At 70.7% G+C, this 18,118-nt stretch carries 16 protein-coding genes; 2 read left to right on the forward strand and 14 right to left on the reverse strand.

The window, feature by feature from the left end; all coding sequences use genetic code 11:
* Positions 1-8: 8 nt before the first annotated feature.
* The 3 genes from R9Z33_RS05190 to R9Z33_RS05200 form a co-directional block, all read right to left on the reverse strand.
* Positions 9-698 (reverse strand): DUF1194 domain-containing protein, encoded by a 690-nt coding sequence (locus R9Z33_RS05190; protein WP_318650238.1) that lies wholly within the window; start codon positions 696-698, stop codon positions 9-11.
* A 101-nt stretch (positions 699-799) separates the two neighbouring features.
* Entirely contained in the window at positions 800-1,954 is a 1,155-nt protein-coding gene (locus R9Z33_RS05195; protein WP_318650239.1) for a DegT/DnrJ/EryC1/StrS family aminotransferase, read from the reverse strand.
* 80 nt (positions 1,955-2,034) lie between these two features.
* Positions 2,035-3,963 (reverse strand): polysaccharide biosynthesis protein, encoded by a 1,929-nt coding sequence (locus R9Z33_RS05200; protein ID WP_318650240.1) that lies wholly within the window; start codon positions 3,961-3,963, stop codon positions 2,035-2,037.
* Positions 3,964-4,075: 112 nt separating this feature from the next.
* Here R9Z33_RS05200 and R9Z33_RS05205 point away from each other — a divergent pair, with 112 nt between their 5' ends.
* Both R9Z33_RS05205 and R9Z33_RS05210 read left to right on the forward strand, forming a co-directional pair.
* Positions 4,076-5,275: a Zn-dependent hydrolase gene (locus tag R9Z33_RS05205; protein ID WP_318650241.1), complete on the forward strand. Its 1,200-nt coding sequence runs from the start codon at positions 4,076-4,078 to the stop codon at positions 5,273-5,275.
* Positions 5,268-6,467: a Zn-dependent hydrolase gene (locus tag R9Z33_RS05210; RefSeq protein WP_318650242.1), complete on the forward strand. Its 1,200-nt coding sequence runs from the start codon at positions 5,268-5,270 to the stop codon at positions 6,465-6,467. The genes R9Z33_RS05205 and R9Z33_RS05210 overlap by 8 nt, the downstream gene beginning before the upstream one ends.
* 45 nt (positions 6,468-6,512) lie before the next feature.
* Here R9Z33_RS05210 and R9Z33_RS05215 read toward each other — a convergent pair whose 3' ends face one another.
* The 11 genes from R9Z33_RS05215 to R9Z33_RS05265 form a co-directional block, all read right to left on the reverse strand.
* Entirely contained in the window at positions 6,513-7,871 is a 1,359-nt protein-coding gene (locus R9Z33_RS05215) for a CoA transferase (protein WP_318650243.1), read from the reverse strand.
* The gene (gene atzF / locus R9Z33_RS05220; RefSeq protein WP_318650244.1) at positions 7,868-9,613 is read right to left on the reverse strand and encodes an allophanate hydrolase; all 1,746 of its coding nucleotides are present in this window, start codon (positions 9,611-9,613) and stop codon (positions 7,868-7,870) included. Before atzF ends, R9Z33_RS05215 begins: the two co-directional genes overlap by 4 nt.
* On the reverse strand, positions 9,610-10,434 hold the full coding sequence (locus tag R9Z33_RS05225) for an alpha/beta hydrolase (RefSeq protein WP_318650245.1): 825 nt from the start codon (positions 10,432-10,434) through the stop codon (positions 9,610-9,612). Before R9Z33_RS05225 ends, atzF begins: the two co-directional genes overlap by 4 nt.
* Positions 10,435-10,442: 8 nt before the next feature.
* A complete protein-coding gene (locus R9Z33_RS05230) occupies positions 10,443-11,309 on the reverse strand; it encodes a polysaccharide deacetylase family protein (protein ID WP_318650246.1) in 867 nt (288 codons plus the stop codon).
* Positions 11,306-12,070: an ABC transporter ATP-binding protein gene (locus tag R9Z33_RS05235; protein ID WP_318650247.1), complete on the reverse strand. Its 765-nt coding sequence runs from the start codon at positions 12,068-12,070 to the stop codon at positions 11,306-11,308. Before R9Z33_RS05235 ends, R9Z33_RS05230 begins: the two co-directional genes overlap by 4 nt.
* On the reverse strand, positions 12,060-12,860 hold the full coding sequence (locus tag R9Z33_RS05240) for an ABC transporter permease (protein WP_318650248.1): 801 nt from the start codon (positions 12,858-12,860) through the stop codon (positions 12,060-12,062). Before R9Z33_RS05240 ends, R9Z33_RS05235 begins: the two co-directional genes overlap by 11 nt.
* Complete coding sequence (locus R9Z33_RS05245; RefSeq protein ID WP_318650249.1) at positions 12,857-13,804, reverse strand: ABC transporter substrate-binding protein; 948 nt, start codon at positions 13,802-13,804, stop codon at positions 12,857-12,859. Before R9Z33_RS05245 ends, R9Z33_RS05240 begins: the two co-directional genes overlap by 4 nt.
* 147 nt (positions 13,805-13,951) lie before the next feature.
* Complete coding sequence (locus R9Z33_RS05250; RefSeq protein WP_318650250.1) at positions 13,952-14,908, reverse strand: D-2-hydroxyacid dehydrogenase family protein; 957 nt, start codon at positions 14,906-14,908, stop codon at positions 13,952-13,954.
* A 17-nt stretch (positions 14,909-14,925) separates the two neighbouring features.
* Positions 14,926-16,728, reverse strand: coding sequence for a heavy metal translocating P-type ATPase (locus R9Z33_RS05255; RefSeq protein ID WP_318650251.1), 1,803 nt, complete (start codon positions 16,726-16,728; stop codon positions 14,926-14,928).
* Positions 16,725-17,159 carry an acyl-CoA thioesterase gene (locus tag R9Z33_RS05260; RefSeq protein ID WP_318650252.1) on the reverse strand — a complete coding sequence of 145 codons (435 nt, stop codon included), beginning with the start codon at positions 17,157-17,159 and terminating at the stop codon, positions 16,725-16,727. The genes R9Z33_RS05255 and R9Z33_RS05260 overlap by 4 nt, the downstream gene beginning before the upstream one ends.
* Positions 17,156-18,097 carry an ABC transporter substrate-binding protein gene (locus R9Z33_RS05265; RefSeq protein ID WP_318650253.1) on the reverse strand — a complete coding sequence of 314 codons (942 nt, stop codon included), beginning with the start codon at positions 18,095-18,097 and terminating at the stop codon, positions 17,156-17,158. The genes R9Z33_RS05260 and R9Z33_RS05265 overlap by 4 nt, the downstream gene beginning before the upstream one ends.
* Positions 18,098-18,118: the final 21 nt, after the last annotated feature.

Here is an 18,118-nt window from a genome sequence, read left to right on the forward strand (position 1 = left end):
GGGCGGCGTCAAGCGATCTCCCGGATCAGCTTGCGGCGGACCGCGGTGCCGAAGGCGTCGAAATCCTCGGCGACGATCATGAAGGCGCCGGCGCCGCCGATCACGCTCTGGTGGAAATACTGGTCAAGCGGGACCTGCGGCATGCGCCCGAAGGTCGGCCGGTCATTGATGATGGGCAGGCCGTTGATGATGATGCCCTGCGCCACCGCCTCGTCCCGCGCCAGCTCCGCCGGCCGGCCGGAATTGTTCACGCCGTCGGCCGAGACGTCGATCACGCGGCGCGTGCCCTCGAAGGGCGCCTCGGCCAGGGTGCGGCGGGAGAAGTCGATCGCGCCCGAGATCGAGGTCCAGGAGAGGGAGGCCCGCGGCGCCTCGGCCAGCGCGGAGGACCAGGCATCGGCATCGGCCTGGTTCGCGATCCGCGTCCAGGGCAGGACGAGGCGCTGATACTCGAAGCCCGCCCATTCGACATAGGCGAGGCCGATGGCGCCGATCATGCCGCGGCGGATCACCTCCACCACCCGCGGGTCGCTCACCGCGTTGCGGTAGCCCTCGCGCTGGAGGCGCGCCTCATCCTCGTCGATCGAGCGGCTGACATCCACGGCGAGGACGAGGAGCACATCCACCGGCTCGGGCGCCTGGGCGCGGGCGCTGAGCGGAAGGGCCGCCGAGGCGGCCAGAAGGGAGCGACGACGCATGGCGTTCGACCTCGCGCGCGGGGTGTCCCGGCATCAAAGCCCCCCAGGCATGGGAAATGCAATGCCTGGTTGCATGCGAGCGGCGCTTTTCCCGGGGGGTCTCAGCCCAGGCCGCGCAGCACGGCGGTGCAGACGCGCTCCACCTCGCCCTCCTCCAGATAGGGGTGCATGGGCAGCGACATGACCTGGTGGCACAGCGCCTCGCTCACCGCGAGCGGCGGGGCGGCGGAGAGCGAAGCCGCATGGCTCGCTGCATAGGCCGGCTGGTGGTGCAGCGGCTTCGGGTAATAGACGCCGAAGGGGATGCCGTCGGCCTTCAGCGAATCCTGCACCCGGGCGCGCTCGGCGGCGTCGCGGCAGCGGATGGTGTAGAGGCCCCAGGCCGATTGCGCCGTGTTCGGCACGCGCTGCAGGGCGACCTTGCCGGCGAGGCGCTGGCCATACCAGCCGGCCACCTTGGCGCGGTCCTTCAGCTCCTGGTCGAAGAGGTCCATCTTGCAGAGCAGGATCGCCGCCTGGATCGTGTCCAGCCGCCCATTCATGCCGATGCGCAGCACCTCGTACCGGCCGCCGCCCTCGCCATGGGTGCGCAGCGAGCGATAGAGCGCGGCGCGGTCTTCCGACGGCGTGAGGATCGCACCGCCATCGCCGTAGCAGCCCAGCGTCTTGGTCGGATAGAAGCTGAGCGTCGTCGCATCCGAATGCTGGCCGAGCGACTTGCCGTGCAGCGTGGCGCCGAAGGCCTGCGCCGCGTCATCCAGCGTGAACATGCCATGCTTCGCCGCGATGGCGCGGATGCCGTCCCAATCGGCCGGCAGGCCGAAGAGGTCCACGCCGACGATGGCGCGCGGCTTGAGCTTGCCCTCGGCCAGGACCAGCGCGATGCGGCGCTCGAGGTCGGCCAGGTCCATGTTGAAGCTGTCGGGGTCCACATCCACGAAGACCGGCGTGGCGCCCAGCACCAGCGGCACCTCGGCCGTCGCGGTATAGGTGAAGGCGGGCAGGAACACGGCGTCGCCGCGGCCGATGCCCTCGGCCATCATCGCGATCTGCAGCGCATCCGTGCCGGAGGAGACGCCCACCGCATGCACGCCGGAGAAGGCGGCCAGGCGGGCTTCCAGTTCGCTCACTTCCGGGCCGTTGATGAAGCGGCCGGAGGAGATGACGTGTGCCACGCGGCGGTCGAGCTCGGCGCGGATCAGCGCCTGCTGCGCCTGCATGTCGAAAAGGGCGATGGGCTTCGGAGTCTGGGTCATGATGGCTTCGTGATCCACCGGCCGCCGGGGATCAACCCCCCGGCGATTCAAGCCGTGTGACGGAAGGTGTCAGCCGCGCTTCACAGGCCGCTTTTTTGTGCGGCCTTGCCGTCCTGGTGGTCGAATTCCGGCACCAGCCGCGCGAGCTGGGCCAGCGCCATCCGGCCGTGGCCGCCGCGCGCCGCGGCCGCGATCTCATCCAGCGCACGGCCGACCAGCGCGGCGTCGGCGGTGCGCGGTGTCGCCACAAGCAGTCCGTCGAACTGCGTGGGGCGCGGCGGCTCCTGCCCGTGGAACATTTCCTCGAAGAGCTTCTCGCCGGGGCGCAGGCCGGTGAAGCGGATTTCCACATCCTCATCGGGCCGGAGGCCGGCGAGGCGGATCATGCGGCGCGCCAGATCCACGATCTTCACGGGGCTGCCCATGTCGAGCACGAAGATGCCGCCCTCGCGCAGCTCGGGCGGTGCGTCGTCGCGGTCCACCGCGCCCACCACGGCGGCCTGGAGCACGAGGCCCACCGCCTCGCGCACCGTCATGAAGTAGCGGCGCATGTCGGGGTGGGTCACGGTCAGCGGCCCACCGCGCTCCAGCTGCCGGCGGAACAGCGGCACGACCGAGCCGGTGGAGCCCAGCACATTGCCGAAGCGCACGGTGATGCAGCGCATGCCCTGGCTGCTGGCCCGCGCTTCGCGGTCCAAGGCCTGGCAATACATCTCGGCCAGGCGCTTGGAGGCGCCCATCACGCTGGTCGGGTTCACCGCCTTGTCGGTCGAGATGAAGACCATCAGCGTGCAGCCCACCGCGCGGGCCGTATCGGCCACGATGCGCGTGCCATGCGCGTTGGTCAGCAGGCCCTCCAGCGGGTCGTTCTCGACCATCGGCACATGCTTCAGCGCGGCGGCGTGGAAGACCAGCTCGGGCTTGATCTCCTCCATGAGCCGGCGCATCCGCGCCTCGTCCCGCACATCGGCCAGCATGGCGCGGCGTGGCACGGCGGGGTGGCGCTCGGACAGCTCGAGGTCGATTTCGTAGAGCACGTATTCGCCGTGATCGAGCAGCGTGAGCATGGAGGGGCCGAGCGCGGCCACCTGCCGCGCCAACTCGCCCCCAATCGTCCCACCCGCGCCCGTCACCAGCACGCGCTTGCCCTGCACGAGCCGCGCCATGCCCTCCCGGTCGAGCGGCACCTGGGGGCGGTCCAGCAGTTCCTCGATGGAGACGGGGCGCAGGTCAATCCGCGCCGCCTCATCCGTGCTGCGCGCGGCATGGCCGAGCGAGGTGGGCTGCGGCGCGCGGCGGATCGGCACGCCATGTCGGTCGGCGGCGTCCAGCACCACCTCCAGCGCCGTGCCGTTCAGATCGGGCGAGGCGAGGACCAGCAGGCTCGGCAGGCGCTGTTCGGCGCGCAGCCGCTCCAGCACCGCATCCGTCTCCTCCAGCGTCCCCAGGATGGGGTGGCCCTGGATGCGCCGCCCCGCCTGGCGCGAGCGGCGGGCCAGGATGCCTTGCACGCGGTAGGCCGGCTGGCGCTGCTGTGCCAGCGCCCGGATGAAGAGGTCCGCCTGGTCCACCCCGCCCACCACCAGCACGGGCTGCGTGGCGCCTTCCTCGGCGGTGCGGCGGATGGTCCGCAGTCGCCCGATCAGGCGGGGCACGCCGAGCAGCCCGGTCAGTGCCACCGCATGCAGCGCCGGGAAGGCGAGGTTGGGCGAGTGCCACAGTCCTGCCACCCACAGCGTCCCGGTGAAGAGCAGGGCGGCGACGGTGCAGGCGCCCAGCACGGCCAGCAGATCCTGTACGCCGGAATAGCGCCAATATTGCTGCGGGAGCCCCAGCGCCCAGCCAGGCGGCACGAGGGCCAGCACCGCGAGCGGCAGGGCGAGCGTCCACCAGCCGGCAGGCGGTACCGAGCCCGGCCCGGCCAGCGCCAGCGCAAGCGGCAACGCCAGGACCGCGAGCGCCGCGTCCAGCGAGAGGTTGAGCAAAATCCGCGTGGGAGCCCTGGCCATGGGGGGCTTATAGGCCGTTCCGCCCCCCGCCTCAAAGGCTGCCGGCCGCAGGGCGCGGCTTGCCGCATGAAATTCCTCGCCTATCCTGCCCGCCTCGCAGAAAGGGTGCAGCATGGCGCAGGTGGATACGGACCGGTTCCTTCGGGATCTCAACGAGCTTCGGAAGATCGGCGAATATAAGACCGGCGTGCACCGCCCGACCTTCTCGCCCGAGGACATGGAAAGCCGCCACTGGCTGATGGAGCGCATGCGCGAGTGCGGCCTTGAGGCCTCCATTGATGGCATCGGCAATGTCTTCGGCCGCCACAAGGGCCCGGGGCCCCACCTTCTCGTCGGCAGCCATATCGAGAGCCAGAACCAGGCCGGCTGGCTGGATGGCGCGCTGGGCGTCATGGCCGGCGTCGCACTGGCCCGCGCCGGCCTGCCCGTGGATGTCGTGGCCTTCGCCGATGAGGAGGGCCATTACGGCAGCTTCATCGGCAGCCGCAGCCTGATCGGCCTGCTGGAAGACAGCGAGATCGACACGCTCACCAACCGCTACCACGGCAAGCCGCTGCGCCAGGCGCTGAAGGAAGCCGGCCTGGAGGGTCTGCCCCGCCCTCGCCTCGACCCCGCCCGCTACAAGGGCTTCTTCGAGATGCATATCGAGCAGGGCACGCAGCTCGAATCGCAAAATCTCCGCGCCGGCGTCGTCACCGGCATCGTCGCCATCTGGCAGTTCCGCATCGTGATCGAGGGCATGCAGGACCATGCCGGCGGCACCACCATGGCCGAGCGGAAGGATGCCGGCCTGACCGCCGTGCGCATGCTGGCCCGCATCGACCGCGAATTCCCGATGCTCTGCGGCCCGCGCACCGTCTGGACCTGCGGGCGCATCGCGCTCGATCCCGGCGCGCCCTCCATCATCCCGGGCCGCGCCGAGGTGCTCTTCCAGTTCCGCGACATCGACACCGAGGTGCTGGAGCGGCTGGAGCGCTGCATGCGCAGCGTGGTGCAGGAGATGAACCGCACCGAGCGCACCGTCAGCACCGTCGAGGTCATGAGCCGCAGCAAGCCCGCCCCCTGCGACCCCGCCATGCAGGCGGCCCTGGCCGAAGCCGCGACCAAGCACGCCAATGGCCAATGGCAGCACATGCCGAGCGGCGCTGGGCATGACGCGCAATACATGGCGCGTGTGATGCCCGCCGCCATGCTCTTCACGCCCTCGATCAACGGGATCAGCCACCACTGGGCCGAAGACACCAAGGAAGAGGACCTGGCGTTGAACATCCGAATCATGGCCGATGCGGCGGAGGCCTTCCTCCGTGGCTGAGGTCGACACCGCCCGCTTCCTCGCGGACCTGCATGAGCTGCGCCAGATCGGCAAGTTCAAGACCGGCGTGCATCGCCCGACCTACACGCCGGAGGACATGCAAAGCCGCCACTGGCTGATGGACCGCCTGCGCGAGGTGGGCCTGACGCCGAGCATGGACGGCATCGGCAATGTCATCGGCCGCCATCCCGGCCCCGGCCCTCACCTTCTCGTGGGCTCCCACCTCGAAACCCAGAACGAGGCTGGGTGGCTCGACGGCGCGCTCGGCGTCCTCGCCGGCCTCGCCCTGGCCCGTGCCGGCCTGCCCGTGGATGTCGTCGCCTTCGCCGATGAGGAAGGCCATTACGGCACCTTCCTCGGCAGCCGCAGCCTGATCGGCGATGTGACCGAGGCGCAGATGGATGCGGCCAAGCACAACATGACCGGCAAGCCGCTGCGTGAGGCCCTGCGCGAAGCTGGCCTCGAAAGCCTCCCGCGCGAGCGCCTGGATCCGTCCCGCTACAAGGGTTTCTTCGAACTCCATATCGAGCAGGGGACGCAGCTCGAAAACGCCGGCCTGCGCAGCGGCGTCGTCACCGGCATCGTCGGGATCCGCTACTTCAAGATCACCGCGATCGGCCAGCAGGACCATACCGGCGGCACCACCATGGCCGAGCGCAAGGACGCGGCCGTCGCCGCCATGCGCGTCCTCAGCCTGATTGACGAGCGCTTCCCGATGCATATCGGCGAGCGCACCGTCTGGACCTGCGGGCGAATCATGCTGGAGCCGAACGCACCCCACATCATCCCGGGCAAGGCGGAACTGGTGTTCCAGTTCCGCGACATCTCGGAAGAGGTGATGGACCGGCTGGAAGAACTCCTGCACCGCATCGTCCAGGAAGTCGGCCGGCGGGACCGCTGCACCCTCTCGGTCGAATGCCTCAACCGCTCGCCCCCGGCGCTCGCCCATCCGGCGATGCATGAGGCGCTGCGCCAGGCGGCGACCAAGCATGCCAACGGCCAGTGGCAGCCCATGCCGAGCGGCGCCATCCATGACGCGCAGCAAATGGCGAAGATCCTGCCGACCGCAATGCTCTTCACCCCCTCCATCGGCGGCATCAGCCACCATTGGGCGGAGGATACGAAGGAAGAGGATCTGACGCTGGCGCTGCGCATCCTGGCGGATGCGGCGGAGAACTACCTGAAGCAGTAGAAAGGGCCTCCGGCGGCTGGGGCCATTGGCCCCAGACCCCGTTCTCTAGGCCCAGGCCGGCAAGGATGCGCCAAGCGGCTCTGCGGGGCGCGGCCACATCGCGGGCGTCAATGACATGCGCGCCGAATGCGGGAGATGGCGGACCAATCCGAAAGGACCGTCCTCAACAACCAACTCGGGCGCATGCGGCACGGCGCCGAAGCCATCGATCCGCCCGAGCCCCCGCAGCCACAGCCCAGTCCGCGCCAGCGTCACCCGCACGCGCCAACTGCCGCCTTCGACCGCGCGCCGATGCCACGCCGCGACGACGCCCAAGGCCAGCAGATACCCCGAGGCATGATCCAAGGGCTGGCACGGCATGACCTTCGGCGCCGCCACTCCCGCCGCCTCGGCCTCCGCGACATTGAAGCCCGTGGAGGTCTGCACCAGGCTGTCAAAGCCCCGCTTCTTGGCCCAGGGCCCGCCCCAGCCATAGGCGCAGAGTTCGCCCACCACGATCCCCGGATGCCGCGCGGCCAGCGCCTCGGCCGAAAACCCCTTCGCCGCCAGCGAACCCGCGCGATAGGACTGCACGAAGGCATCCGCCCCCGCTGCCAGCGCATCCAGGCGCGCGGCATCGCCGGCATCGCGCAGATCCAGCATCGCGCAACGCTTGCCGCGCCCGGTATCCACCACCAGCGTGGGAATGCTCGGTAGATGCGGCCCGGTGATGTGCAGCACCTCTGCCCCATGCGCCGCGAGTCCGCGCGCCGCCACAGGTCCTGCGATCACGCGCGTCAGGTCCAGCACGCGCAGCCCTTCCAGCGGACGGCTCGCCGTGGCGGGCAGCGGGCGCGCCGGCGCATCGCCGATCCGCTCGATCGCGACCAGCGGCGTCGTCGCCAGGTGCTGCGCCTGCGGATGCGCGTCCCATTCGGCGAAGCTCCGCATGGCGGAGACGCAAAGCCCCGCCGCCGTGGCCTCGGTCTCGAAGGCGATCGCGTCACGCCGCAGCAGCGCGGCGGCGACGGCGGCGCGGTCATTGGCGCAGCCGAGAAGCTTCAGGATGCCGTCGCGGTGATGCGGGAAATTCGTATGCAGCCGCACCACGCCGTCACGCGTCGGATAGGCGCCCGCGATGGCATCCCACGGATCGGCCGGCGGCGTGTCGCCGATCTGCAGATACCGCTCCGAATGGAACTCGGCCGCCGCGTCGTCCATCGCGACCGCCACGCGCTGCATCGCGCCACCGCGGGCCGCATGCAGCGACGCCGCAGCGAGGCCAAGTGCGGCGATGGAAGCCTGCGCCGCCTCGCCGATGCGGAATGAAGAGGGCAGCGCCGGGTCCGCCCCGCTCAGATCGGCCTGACCAGCAAGGCCGGGCTCCAGCCCCGCGCCCGCCAGCAGGCCGGCGAGGGTGCTCACTTCGCCGCCAGATGCGCGCGCCAGCCGCCGCGCGCCGTGATCTCGGGGGCGCCAACCACGCCCTCGCTTTCCGCCTGGAAGCCCAGCACCGTGCTGCCATCCTCCAGCGTCACGCGGCCGAAGCCCAGTGGTGGCGGAATGGCAGCCAGGAAGGGTCCGATCTGCGCCGCCGGTAGCGCCCAGATCTCGCCGAGGATGGCGGCACCGCCGCTGGCGGCGCGCACCATGCCCGGCCGGTTGCCGAGGTCGTAAAGCCGATAGGTGGCCGCCGTGCGCGCGGCCCGCACGAAGCGCCCGCCAAAGCCGCGCACCTGCGGGTTCAGCGGCAGGCCGGACATATGCGCGCCGATGCAGAACAGCCCCAGTTCATCGGCCGCCAGCTCGGCCGGTGCGGGCGGCACGGGCCCCAGTCCCGCCGCGTGATGCATGGCGGCACCAATGCCCGCGAGCCGCCCTTCGCTGAAGGCCGGTCCCACCAGCGTGACGCCGGCCGGCACGCCATCCGCCCGGAAGCCGGCCGGAATGGCCAGCGCCGAGAGATCGCAGAGGTTCACGAAATTCGTGTAGGTGCCCAGGCGGCTATTGGCCGCAATCGGTTCCGCCGCGAGCGTGGCGAGCGTCGGCACGCCCGGGCAGGTCGGCAGCAGCAGCGCATCGCACTGGGCGAACACCTGGCGCGCGAGGCGCCGCGCCTCGGCCGCCGCGTGGAAATCATCGAAGGCATCCACGGTGAGGCGGCCGAGGCCGCCTTCCAGGATTGTCCGCGTGACGGGGTGCAGCGAAGCCGGTCGCTCCACCACCCAGTCCCGCAACGCCGAGGTCCGCTCCGCCACCCAGGCGCCGTCGTAGAGCCGGCGCGCCACATCCAGGAAGGGCGCGATGTCCACCTGGGTGATGGTGGCACCCATGGCTTCCGCACGCGCGACCGCGCCGGCGAAAAGCGCCGCGTCATCCGGCGTGTCGAAGAGCAGCTGCGCCTGTTCCGGCACGGCCAGGCGCAGCGCGGGGGGTGCGGCCTCCATCGTGCGCCAGCTGGCGGGGGCGGCGCGGCTGTAGGGGTCCGCCGCATCCGGCCCGGCCGCGATGGCCAGCACGGCCGCCGCATCGGCCACGTTCTGCGCGAAGATGGAAATGCAGTCGAGCGAACGGCAGGCGGGCACCGCACCACGCGTCGGGATCAGCCCGAGGCTCGGCTTCAGCCCCACGATGTTCTGCGCCGCCGCCGGCACGCGGCCGGAGCCCGCCGTGTCCGTGCCGTAGCTGAAGGCGGCGATGCCGGCGGCAACGGCCGTGGCGGAACCGCTGGACGACCCGCCGGGAATCAGATCGGCCCGAACGGCATTGCGTGGCGTGCCATAGGGGCTGCGCGTGCCGTTCAGCCCCGTCGCGAATTGGTCGAGATTGACCTTGCCGAGCAGAAGTGCGCCCGCCGCGAGCAGCCGCGCGACCGCTGGCGCGTCCTCCGCCGGCATACGCGCGTAATCGGGGCATGCGGCGGACGTCGGCAAACCTGCCGCGTCGATATTGTCCTTCACCACGAAGGGCACGCCATGCAGCGGCCCGGGCGGCAGCGCCGCGGCGCGCGCCAGCAGCTCGTCCTCGGGCACGGCGGCGAGGAACAGCGCCGGGTCGTTGAAGGCGGCGATGCGCGAGAGCGCCTCGCGCGCCACCTCCACCGGGGAGCCACCGGCGGCGTAGAACCCCGCCAGCGCTTCCAGTGTGAAGGCGGCGGGCGGCCTCATCGCAGCAGCTCGGCCGCGAGCCGCAGCAGCGCCCCATCCGGGCGGCGCAGCGCCTCGAGCACGCGGAAATGGTCGGCGCCCGGCACAGGCCAGAGCGGGCCGGGGGCCTGCGCCTCGCTCCGCAGCCGATGGAAATCGCGCGACTGGCGGCAGAGTTCGGGCAGCTCCGCCGCGCCATAGGCGATGGCGATGGGCTTCTGCACGATCGGCCGGCGCATGGGCGAGAGTTCCACGATCTCCTCATCCGTCAGCTTCAGCGCGGCGTTCAGATAGGTGTCGCGGATCGGCCCCAGCTCGAAGATGCCGGAGATGGCGATGGCGGCGGAGACGGCCGGATGCTCGGCGCCGAGTGCCGTCAGATGGCCGCCTGCGCTCCAGCCGGTCAGCACGATCGGGCCCGCCAGCCCATGCTCCGCGCCATGCGCCGAGAGCCAGCCGAGTGCGGCATGGATCTGGTAGACGATGCGCGTCAGCGTCACCTCGGGGCAGAGGCTGTAGCCGCAGATGGCGACATTCCAGCCCATGGCCAGCGCGCCTTCCGCCATCGCCGCGAAATCCTCGCGCCGGTTGCGCTGCCAATAGCCGCCATGGATGAAGGCCAGCGTCGGCGCCTGCGGGTTGGGCCCGGGGAAGAGGTCCCATTGCTCCCGCTGGCTCTCGCCATAGGCCAGGTCCAGCGCCTTGCCATGCACGGGGCGGAAGGCGGCGGAGGCCTGGTTGCGCTCCTCGATCAGGCTCGGCGCGTCGGGCACCGCTTCATTGTTGTTGTAGGCGGAGTCACGTTCGCGCTGGGTCAGGCTGAACCAGTTCGTTTTCGTCACGTCGAGACTCATGCGGCTTCCCACCAATCCAGAATGTCTGCGCCCTGAGCGAACACCGCCCCGGGCCGGCTGGCAATGGCGTCCAGCGTGGCTTCCAGCACGCCGATGCGGTGGGGCACGCCCGAGATATAGGGATGCACGGCCAGGCCCATGACCTTGCAGCCCTCGGTCTCGGCCTCGGCCAGCAGGCGGTCGAGCTGCGCGAGGGTGCGCGCCTGCAATTCCTCCGCCTGGTGGTGCTGCACCATGATCATGGGAATGTCATTGAGCTCGACGGAATAGGGCATGGACCAGATGGGCCCATGGCGCGTCTGCACCGGCACCGGCACGTCATCCACCACCCAGTCGGCGCAATAGCGGATGCCGTGCTCGGCCAGGATATCCGTGGTGTCGAGCGTCTGGGTCAGGCCCGGGCCGAGCCAGCCCACGGGCGGCTTGCCGGTGAAGGCGCGGATCGTCTCGACCGTCTCGCGCACCATCTCGCGCTGGTCGAGGATCTGGTGCGTCGGGATCTGCTTGAAGCCGTGCCCCATGAATTCCCAGCCCGCATCGCGCGCGGCGCCGGCCACCCGCGGATAGGCGTTGCAGACATTGGCGTTGATCGAGAGCGTGGGCTTGATGCCGCGCGCCTCGCAGGCCTTGAACATGCGCCAGAAGCCCACGCGCATGCCGTATTCATGCCAGGCCCAGTTCGCCACATCGGGCACGACGGCGACACCCGTCGGCGCCGGCAGCACCTGGCGCGGCATGGGGCGCTCGATGCCCCATTCCTCGATGTTGATGACAAAATAGACCAGCACCTTGGCGCCGTTCGGGCCGGGCCGCGGCGCACGGTCCTGTGGGGCGGCATAGGCGATGCGATCGGTGGGCTTCAATGGTGGCCTCCCAGCATGGAAGCGAAGTGGCGGCGCAGCTTGTTGAAATCGGGGTCCGTGGGGTCGCGTGGGCGGGGCAGGTCCACCCGCTCATCGGCCACGATGCGGCCCGGGCCGGGCGACATCACCACGATCCGGTCCGCCATCAGGATGGCTTCCTCGATGGCATGCGTCACGAAGATGACGGTGAGCTTGGTGCGCTCCCAGATCTCCAGCAATTCCTGCTGCAGGTTCTCGCGCGTCATGGCGTCCAGCGCGCCAAAGGGTTCGTCCATGAGGACGACTTCCGCCTCGTTCGCCAGCACGCGGGCGATGGCGACGCGCTGCTTCATGCCGCCCGAGAGCTGGTGCGGATAGGCCTCCGCGAAGCGCGTGAGCCCCACCATGTCCACGAAGCGCTTGGTGGTCTCGGCCACCTCGGCGGCGGGGCGGCCGCGCGCGGCGGGGCCGAAACCCACATTCTTCGAGACATTCAGCCAGGGGAACAGGCCGTAATCCTGGAAGACCATGCCCCGATCCGGCCCCGGCTCGCCAATCGGCTTGCCCCACATGTCGAGCTTGCCTTCGCTCGGCGTCTCGAAGCCGCCGATCATGCGCAGCAGCGTGGACTTGCCGCAGCCGGACGGCCCGATCAGGCAGACGAACTCGCCCTTGCGGATCGAGAGCGACGCATCCTCCAGCGCCACGATCTGCTGGCCCTGGAAGTCGAAGCGCTTCGTGACATGCGTGATGTCGAGGATGTTGAGGGGCTCAGCCGCCATGTTGCGGACTCCAGCGCAGCAGGCGCTTGCCGATCAGTTGCACCACGTAGTCCGAAAGGTAGCCCAGCAGCCCGATGGTGATCATGCCGCTGATGACGATCTCCGTGCGGGAAAGCTGCCGCGCTTCCATGATGATGGCGCCGAGCCCGGTCTGCACGCCCGTCATCTCGCCCACCACGATCACCACCCAGGCAAAGCCGAGGCCGAGGCGCAACCCGGTGAAGATGGAAGGCAGCGAGGCCGGCAGCACCACCTTCCAGAACAGCGCGGAAGGGCTGACGCCCAGCATGCGCGCCGCTTCGAAGAGCCGCGGCTCCACATTGCGCACGCCGAAGATGGTGTTGACCAAGATCGGATAGAAGGCGCCCAGGAACACCAGGAAGAAGGCCGAACGCGGCCCGATGCCGAAGACGATCATGGCCAGTGGCAGCCAGGCCGTGACCGGGATCGGGCGCATCAGTTGCAGCGTCGGGTCCAGCAGGGCGCGCACCAGCCAGATGCGGCCGATCATCATGCCGAGCGGGAGGGCCAGGGCGGCGGCCAGCAGGAAGCCGCCATAGACGCGGCTGACGCTCGCTACCGCGTGTTCCAGCAGCGTGCGCGAATAGAGATCATCCCAGACCCCGCCGAAGGCGAGGTCCCAGAGCTGGATGCCGACATCGAGCGGCGGCGGGATGAGGCTGAAGGCCCGCCCCGCCGTGGAAAAATGCCAGAAGGCGAGGAAGAGCAGCGGCGCGCAAAGGGCGAGCAAGAGCCCGCCCGCGCCGCCCAGTGCGGATGGGGTCTTCACGCCGTGCGCGCCAACTCGTCCGAGAAGCGCGTGTTGAAGAAGGTGTTGAAGTCCGGCAGCGCGCGGATCTGCTGCAGCTCCAGCATGTGCTGGGCATAGGTGCGGCTGCGCTCGACCATGAGCGGCGTCATCCGCCAGTTCAGCTCCACATTCTCGATGCTGATCTCGAGCGCGGGGCGCTGCATGCCCAGACGCTGCACCGCCATCTCGATCGCGGCGGCGCGGTTGGCCGAGGCGAATTCGGAAGCGCGGCGATGCACGCCGAGCATGGTGGCGCAGAGGGCCGCGTTGCGCTGCGTCGTCTCGAAATGGGTCGCGAAGATCATGTTCAGCGTGCCCATTGGCGTGGAGTAGGGGAATTCCACCACCTTGCCGATGCCGGTCACCTGGCTGATGCCCGGGCCCGGCTCCGCGCCCACATAGGCATCGATATCGCCGCGGGCCAGCGCCGCATGCATCTCGCTGAAGCTGACGCGCACGCTGGTGATGTCGCGGATGTTCATCCCCTCCATCCGCAGCCGCTCGCGGATGAAGACCTCCTGCGTCGAACCGGGCCAGATGCCCACGCGGCGGCCACGCAGGTCGGTCAGCGTGTTGATCGGCCCGTCGCGGCGCGCGACGACGGCCATGCCCTTGTCGCAGCAGGAGCCGATGACGGTGACGGGCTCGCGCGCGGCCGCGCCCAGGATGCCGGCGGCGATGCCGAAGGCGCCGAAATCCACGCTGCGGGTCACCACGGCGTTCTTGCCCTCGGTCGGGCTCTCGAACGGAATGACCTCGATGGTCATGCCGTCGGGCATGAAGCGGTCATAGAAAAAGGGCGTGATGGAGTGGATGAGGCGCAGCGCGCCCATCCGGACCCGCGTGCCCTGGGCGGCGACGATGGCGGGGGCTGCGAGCGTGCCAGCGGTGGCGGCCAGCAGCGTGCGGCGGTGAAGGCTCATGGTCGGGCGCTCCCATCTGAATTCGTGATGGGGCGCTTTTTGGCCGGGGGAGGGGGGCGGGCAAGGCCGATTCGGGGGACGCTCTGGCCGCCCGAAGCAGCGAGGTGCCTCCCGCCTGGGCAAGGCGCCCATGCGGGAGGCAGCGCCTCAGCCCTTGATGACGCGAATGGGTGCGTCCGCCTGGAACGCCTCGATCGCCTCCACCGCGCCCTGGAAATAGGCGCGGTAATTCTCCTCCGTGACGTAACCCAGATGCGGCGTCAGCACGGTGTTGGGCGCCTTGAGCAGCGGGTGGTCGGCCGGCAGCGGCTCGATGTCATAGACGTCGATGCCCGCGCGGATGCGCCCGGCATGCAGCGCCTCCAGCAGCGCCGGCTGGTCCACCAAGGGCCCGCGCGAGGTGTTCACCAGCATCGCCCCCGGCTTCATCGCGGCCAGTTCGGTGGCCCCCACGATGCCGCGCGAGCGCTCTGAGAGGATCAGGTGCAGCGTCACCACATCGGCCTGGGCGAAAAGCTCCTGCTTCTCCACGCGCGTGGCGCCCACGGCGGCGGCGGCCTCGGCCGTCAGATTGGTGCTCCAGGCGATGACCCTCATGCCCAGCGCCTGCCCCACCTTGGCGACCTTGGTGCCCAGCTTGCCGAGGCCGACCACGCCCAGCGTGCGGCCTTCCAGCCCCTGGCCCAGCGCCGTCTGCCATCGTCCGGCATGCAGCGCGCCGACCTGCTCGGGGATGCGGCGCGCGAGCGAGAGGATCAGGCCCCAGGTCAGGTCCACCGTGGGCGCGCCGAAGCTCGGCGTGCCGGAGAAGACGATGCCCCGCTCCGCGCAGGCCTCGGCGTCGATGCCGCGATTGCGCTCACCGGTCGTGATCAGCAGCTTGAGGTTGGGCAGGCGCTCGATCAGCGCGCGCGGGAAGGGCGTCCGCTCGCGCATGGCGAGGATGGCGTCGAAGGGCATGAGGCGCTGCACCAGCGCCTCCCGGTCGGCGATGGTGTCGCGGAAGACGGTCTTCTCGAGGCCGGGCAGCCGGTCCCAGGGGCCCATGGCAAGGGTCACGTCCTGGTAGTCGTCGAGGATGGCGAGGCGCTTCAGTTCGGGCATGGTCCGCTCCCTGGGGATCAATCGGTCAGGGCGCGAAGGGCATTGAGAATCACCGCCACGTCAATGGCCTCCTGGATCAGGGCGCCCTGCACGGGGCTCAGATAGCCGAAGGCGGCGAGCACCATGCCGAGGCTGGAGAGGCCGATGCCGATGGTCACGCTTTGCAGCGCGATGGCGCGCGCGCGCCGGGCGGCGGCGAGCGTGCCCGCGAGATGCGCGAGGCCATCCACCAGCAGCACCGCATCCGCCGCCTCGGCCGCCGCGGCCCCCTTGGTGGCGACGGCGACGCCGACATCGGCCGCGGCCAGGGCCGGCGCGTCGTTCAGCCCGTCGCCCAGCATCAGCACCGGGCCTTCCGGGCGCGCGGCCGCGATCAGCGCGACCTTGTCGGCCGGGCTTTGCCGCGCATGCGCCGCATCGGCGCCGATGGCCGCCCCCGCCGCGCGCACCGGCGCATTGGCATCGCCTGAAGCGAGGATGATTCGGCGGATGCCCTGCGCGCGCAGGGTGGCGATGGTCGCGATCGCATCGGGGCGCAACTGGTCGGCGAAGACGAGGGTCGCGGCCTGGGCGCCATCCAGCGCGATGGCGCAGCGCATCGCCCCCTCTGGCACTTTGCCGGCCGGGAGCGGCAGGGCGGGCGCGCCCGTCATCTCGGCCACCCAATTGGGTCCGCCCACCGCCACGCGGCGGCCCTCCACCAGGCCGGTCAGCCCCTCGCCTGGCGTCTCGTGCACCTCCTCCGGCACGCTGAGCGCGAGGCCGCGCGCGCGGGCGGCGGCGACCAGGGCGCGGGCGATGGGATGCTCGGAGGCCTGGTCGAGCGAGGCGGCGAGGCGCAGCGCCTCCTCCGGGCCTTCCATGGCGACGAGCGAGGGCGCGCCCGCCGTGATCGTGCCGGTCTTGTCGATGACCAGCACGCGGATCCGCGCCATCGCCTCCAGCACCGCCGCCGACTTCACCAGCACGCCGAGCTTGGCCGTGCGCGAGAGCCCCGCCAGCAAGGCCACCGGCACGGCGAGGATCAGCGGGCAGGGCGTGGCGATGACCAGCACGGCAAGCGCGCGCTGCGCCTCGCCCGTCAGCGCCCAGGCGCCGCCCGCCATGGCGAGCGTGAGCAGCAGGAAGCCGACCGACCATTGGTCCGCCAGACGCGCCATGGGCGCCCGGCTGTCGGCCGCGGCCCGCACCATGCGCACGATGCCGGCATAGGTGCTGGCCCCCGCGTCGGTGGTGGCGCGCAGGTCGAAGGCATCGCCCGCATTGGCGCAGCCGGAGAGCATGGCCTCGCCCTCGGTGACGCGCACCGGCATGGGCTCGCCGGTCAGCGCCGCCGTGTCGAGCATGGCGAGCGGCGAGGCTAGCGTGCCATCCACCGGCAGCACGGCGCCGCGGCGGATCAGCAGCAGGTCGCCCACCGCGATGTCCTCGATGGGGATTTCGGTCAGCGCGCCATCGTCATGCCGCAGCGCGGTGCGCGGCTGGCGGGCCAGCAGTGCCGTCATCTCGGCGCCGGCGCGGCGATGGGCGTAGTCCTCGAGATACTGCCCGCCCGCATACATGAGCGCGACGATGCAGGCCGCCAGCGGCTCGCCCATCGCGAGGCCGGCCGCCATGGCGAGTGCGGCGATCAGGTCCAGCCCGAAGGCGCCCTGCCGCAGGCTGCGGACCATCTCGGCCACCAGCAGCACCAGGACGGGCAGCGTGCCCATGGCGAGCGCGACCTCGGGCCGCCCGCCCACCCACCAGAGCAGGGCGCCCGCCAGCAGCCCCAGCAGCGGACAGGCAACCAGCAGGCGCCGGTCCGCGAGCGGGTTCACCCTTTCACCGCCTCCCCCGCGGCGCGCAGCGCGGCGGGCAGGGGCACGGTCTCGGATTGCGCGGCGCGCTTCACATAGACATGGGTGAAGTGCCCCTCCGCCGCCGCGCGCTCCTCGTCATTGCGGAACAGCGCGAGCGCATAGGTGATGGAGGAGGTGCCGAGGCGCGTGACGCGCAGCCCGCCCGTGATCTCGTCCGGGAAGGCGAGGGGCGCGTGGTAGCGGCAGCCCGTCTCGACGACGAGGCCGACATGCTCGCTGCTCTTGAGGTCCAGCACGCCATGCGCCAGCAGGAAGCGCGCGACCAGCGTGTCGAAGAAGCTGTAGTGCTGGACGTTGTTCATGTGGCCGTAGATGTCGTTGTCCATCCAGCGCGTGGGCATGGGCAGGAACCACCGGTAGTCGCTCCGGTTGCCAGGCGGCGCCCTCATGGCAGCGCCCCCTTTGCCTGCGCCCCCTGGGCCAGCGCCTCCGCCACCACCGCCTCATCCACGCAGAGGTCGAAATCCGGGATATGCGGCAGGGCGCCGGCGCGGATCATGGCCTCGCCCAGGGCCTGGAAGGCGGCGCGGGGCATATGCGGGCCGTCGGTCCACAGGCCCGCTGCCTGGTAGCGCGCCACGGCGCGTTCCCGCGTGGCCTGCGGCAAGTCGGGGAAGCGCGCTTCCAGCAGCGTCGCGATCTCGGCCGGTGCGGCCGTCTCCATCCAGCGCAGCGTCTCGGCCAGGGCGCGCACCATGCCGCGCATCGCCTCGCGCCGCGATGCGAGCGTCTCGGTCGTGCTGTAGAGCGAGCTATAGGCCATCGGCCCGGTGCTGGCCTGGCTGAACCAGACCGCGCCGCCCGCCTCCTCCACCTGCGAGGCGAAGGGCTCGAAGACCTGGATGGCGTCGAGCTTGCCTTCCAGCAGGGAGGCCACGTTCTGCGCCATGGTCCCGCCCGCGCGGTCCTTCACCTTGCGGCCGCCGGCGCGGGCCACCGCATCGGCCAGGCACCAGACGGGGGTGGGCACCTCGGTCACGAGTCCCAGGCGGAAGCCGTTCAACTCCGCCAGATGCAGCCCCTCGCGGGCCGAACGGCCCATGATCAGGAAGGGGTCGCGCATGATGACGGCGCAGAAGGCCGTAAGCGGGGAGGCGGGGTCCGCCGCGCGGTGCTGCATGACGCGCATCGGCCCGCTCCAGGCGAGGTCGGCGCGGCCTGCCAGCACGGCCTCGGCGGCCAAGGTGGGGGTGCCGGCGGTTTCCATCCGCAGGTCCAGCCCATTCCGGGTGAAGGCGCCGCGCGCCTCGGCCAGGTAATAGGGGGCGTAGAACAGGGCGCGGAAGGGCTCGGCGAGGATCAGGGTCTCGGGCTTGTTCTTGGACATGAGGCCAGCATGCGGCGGATT

The organism is Sediminicoccus rosea (assembly GCF_033547095.1).
GTDB lineage: Bacteria > Pseudomonadota > Alphaproteobacteria > Acetobacterales > Acetobacteraceae > Roseococcus > Roseococcus rosea.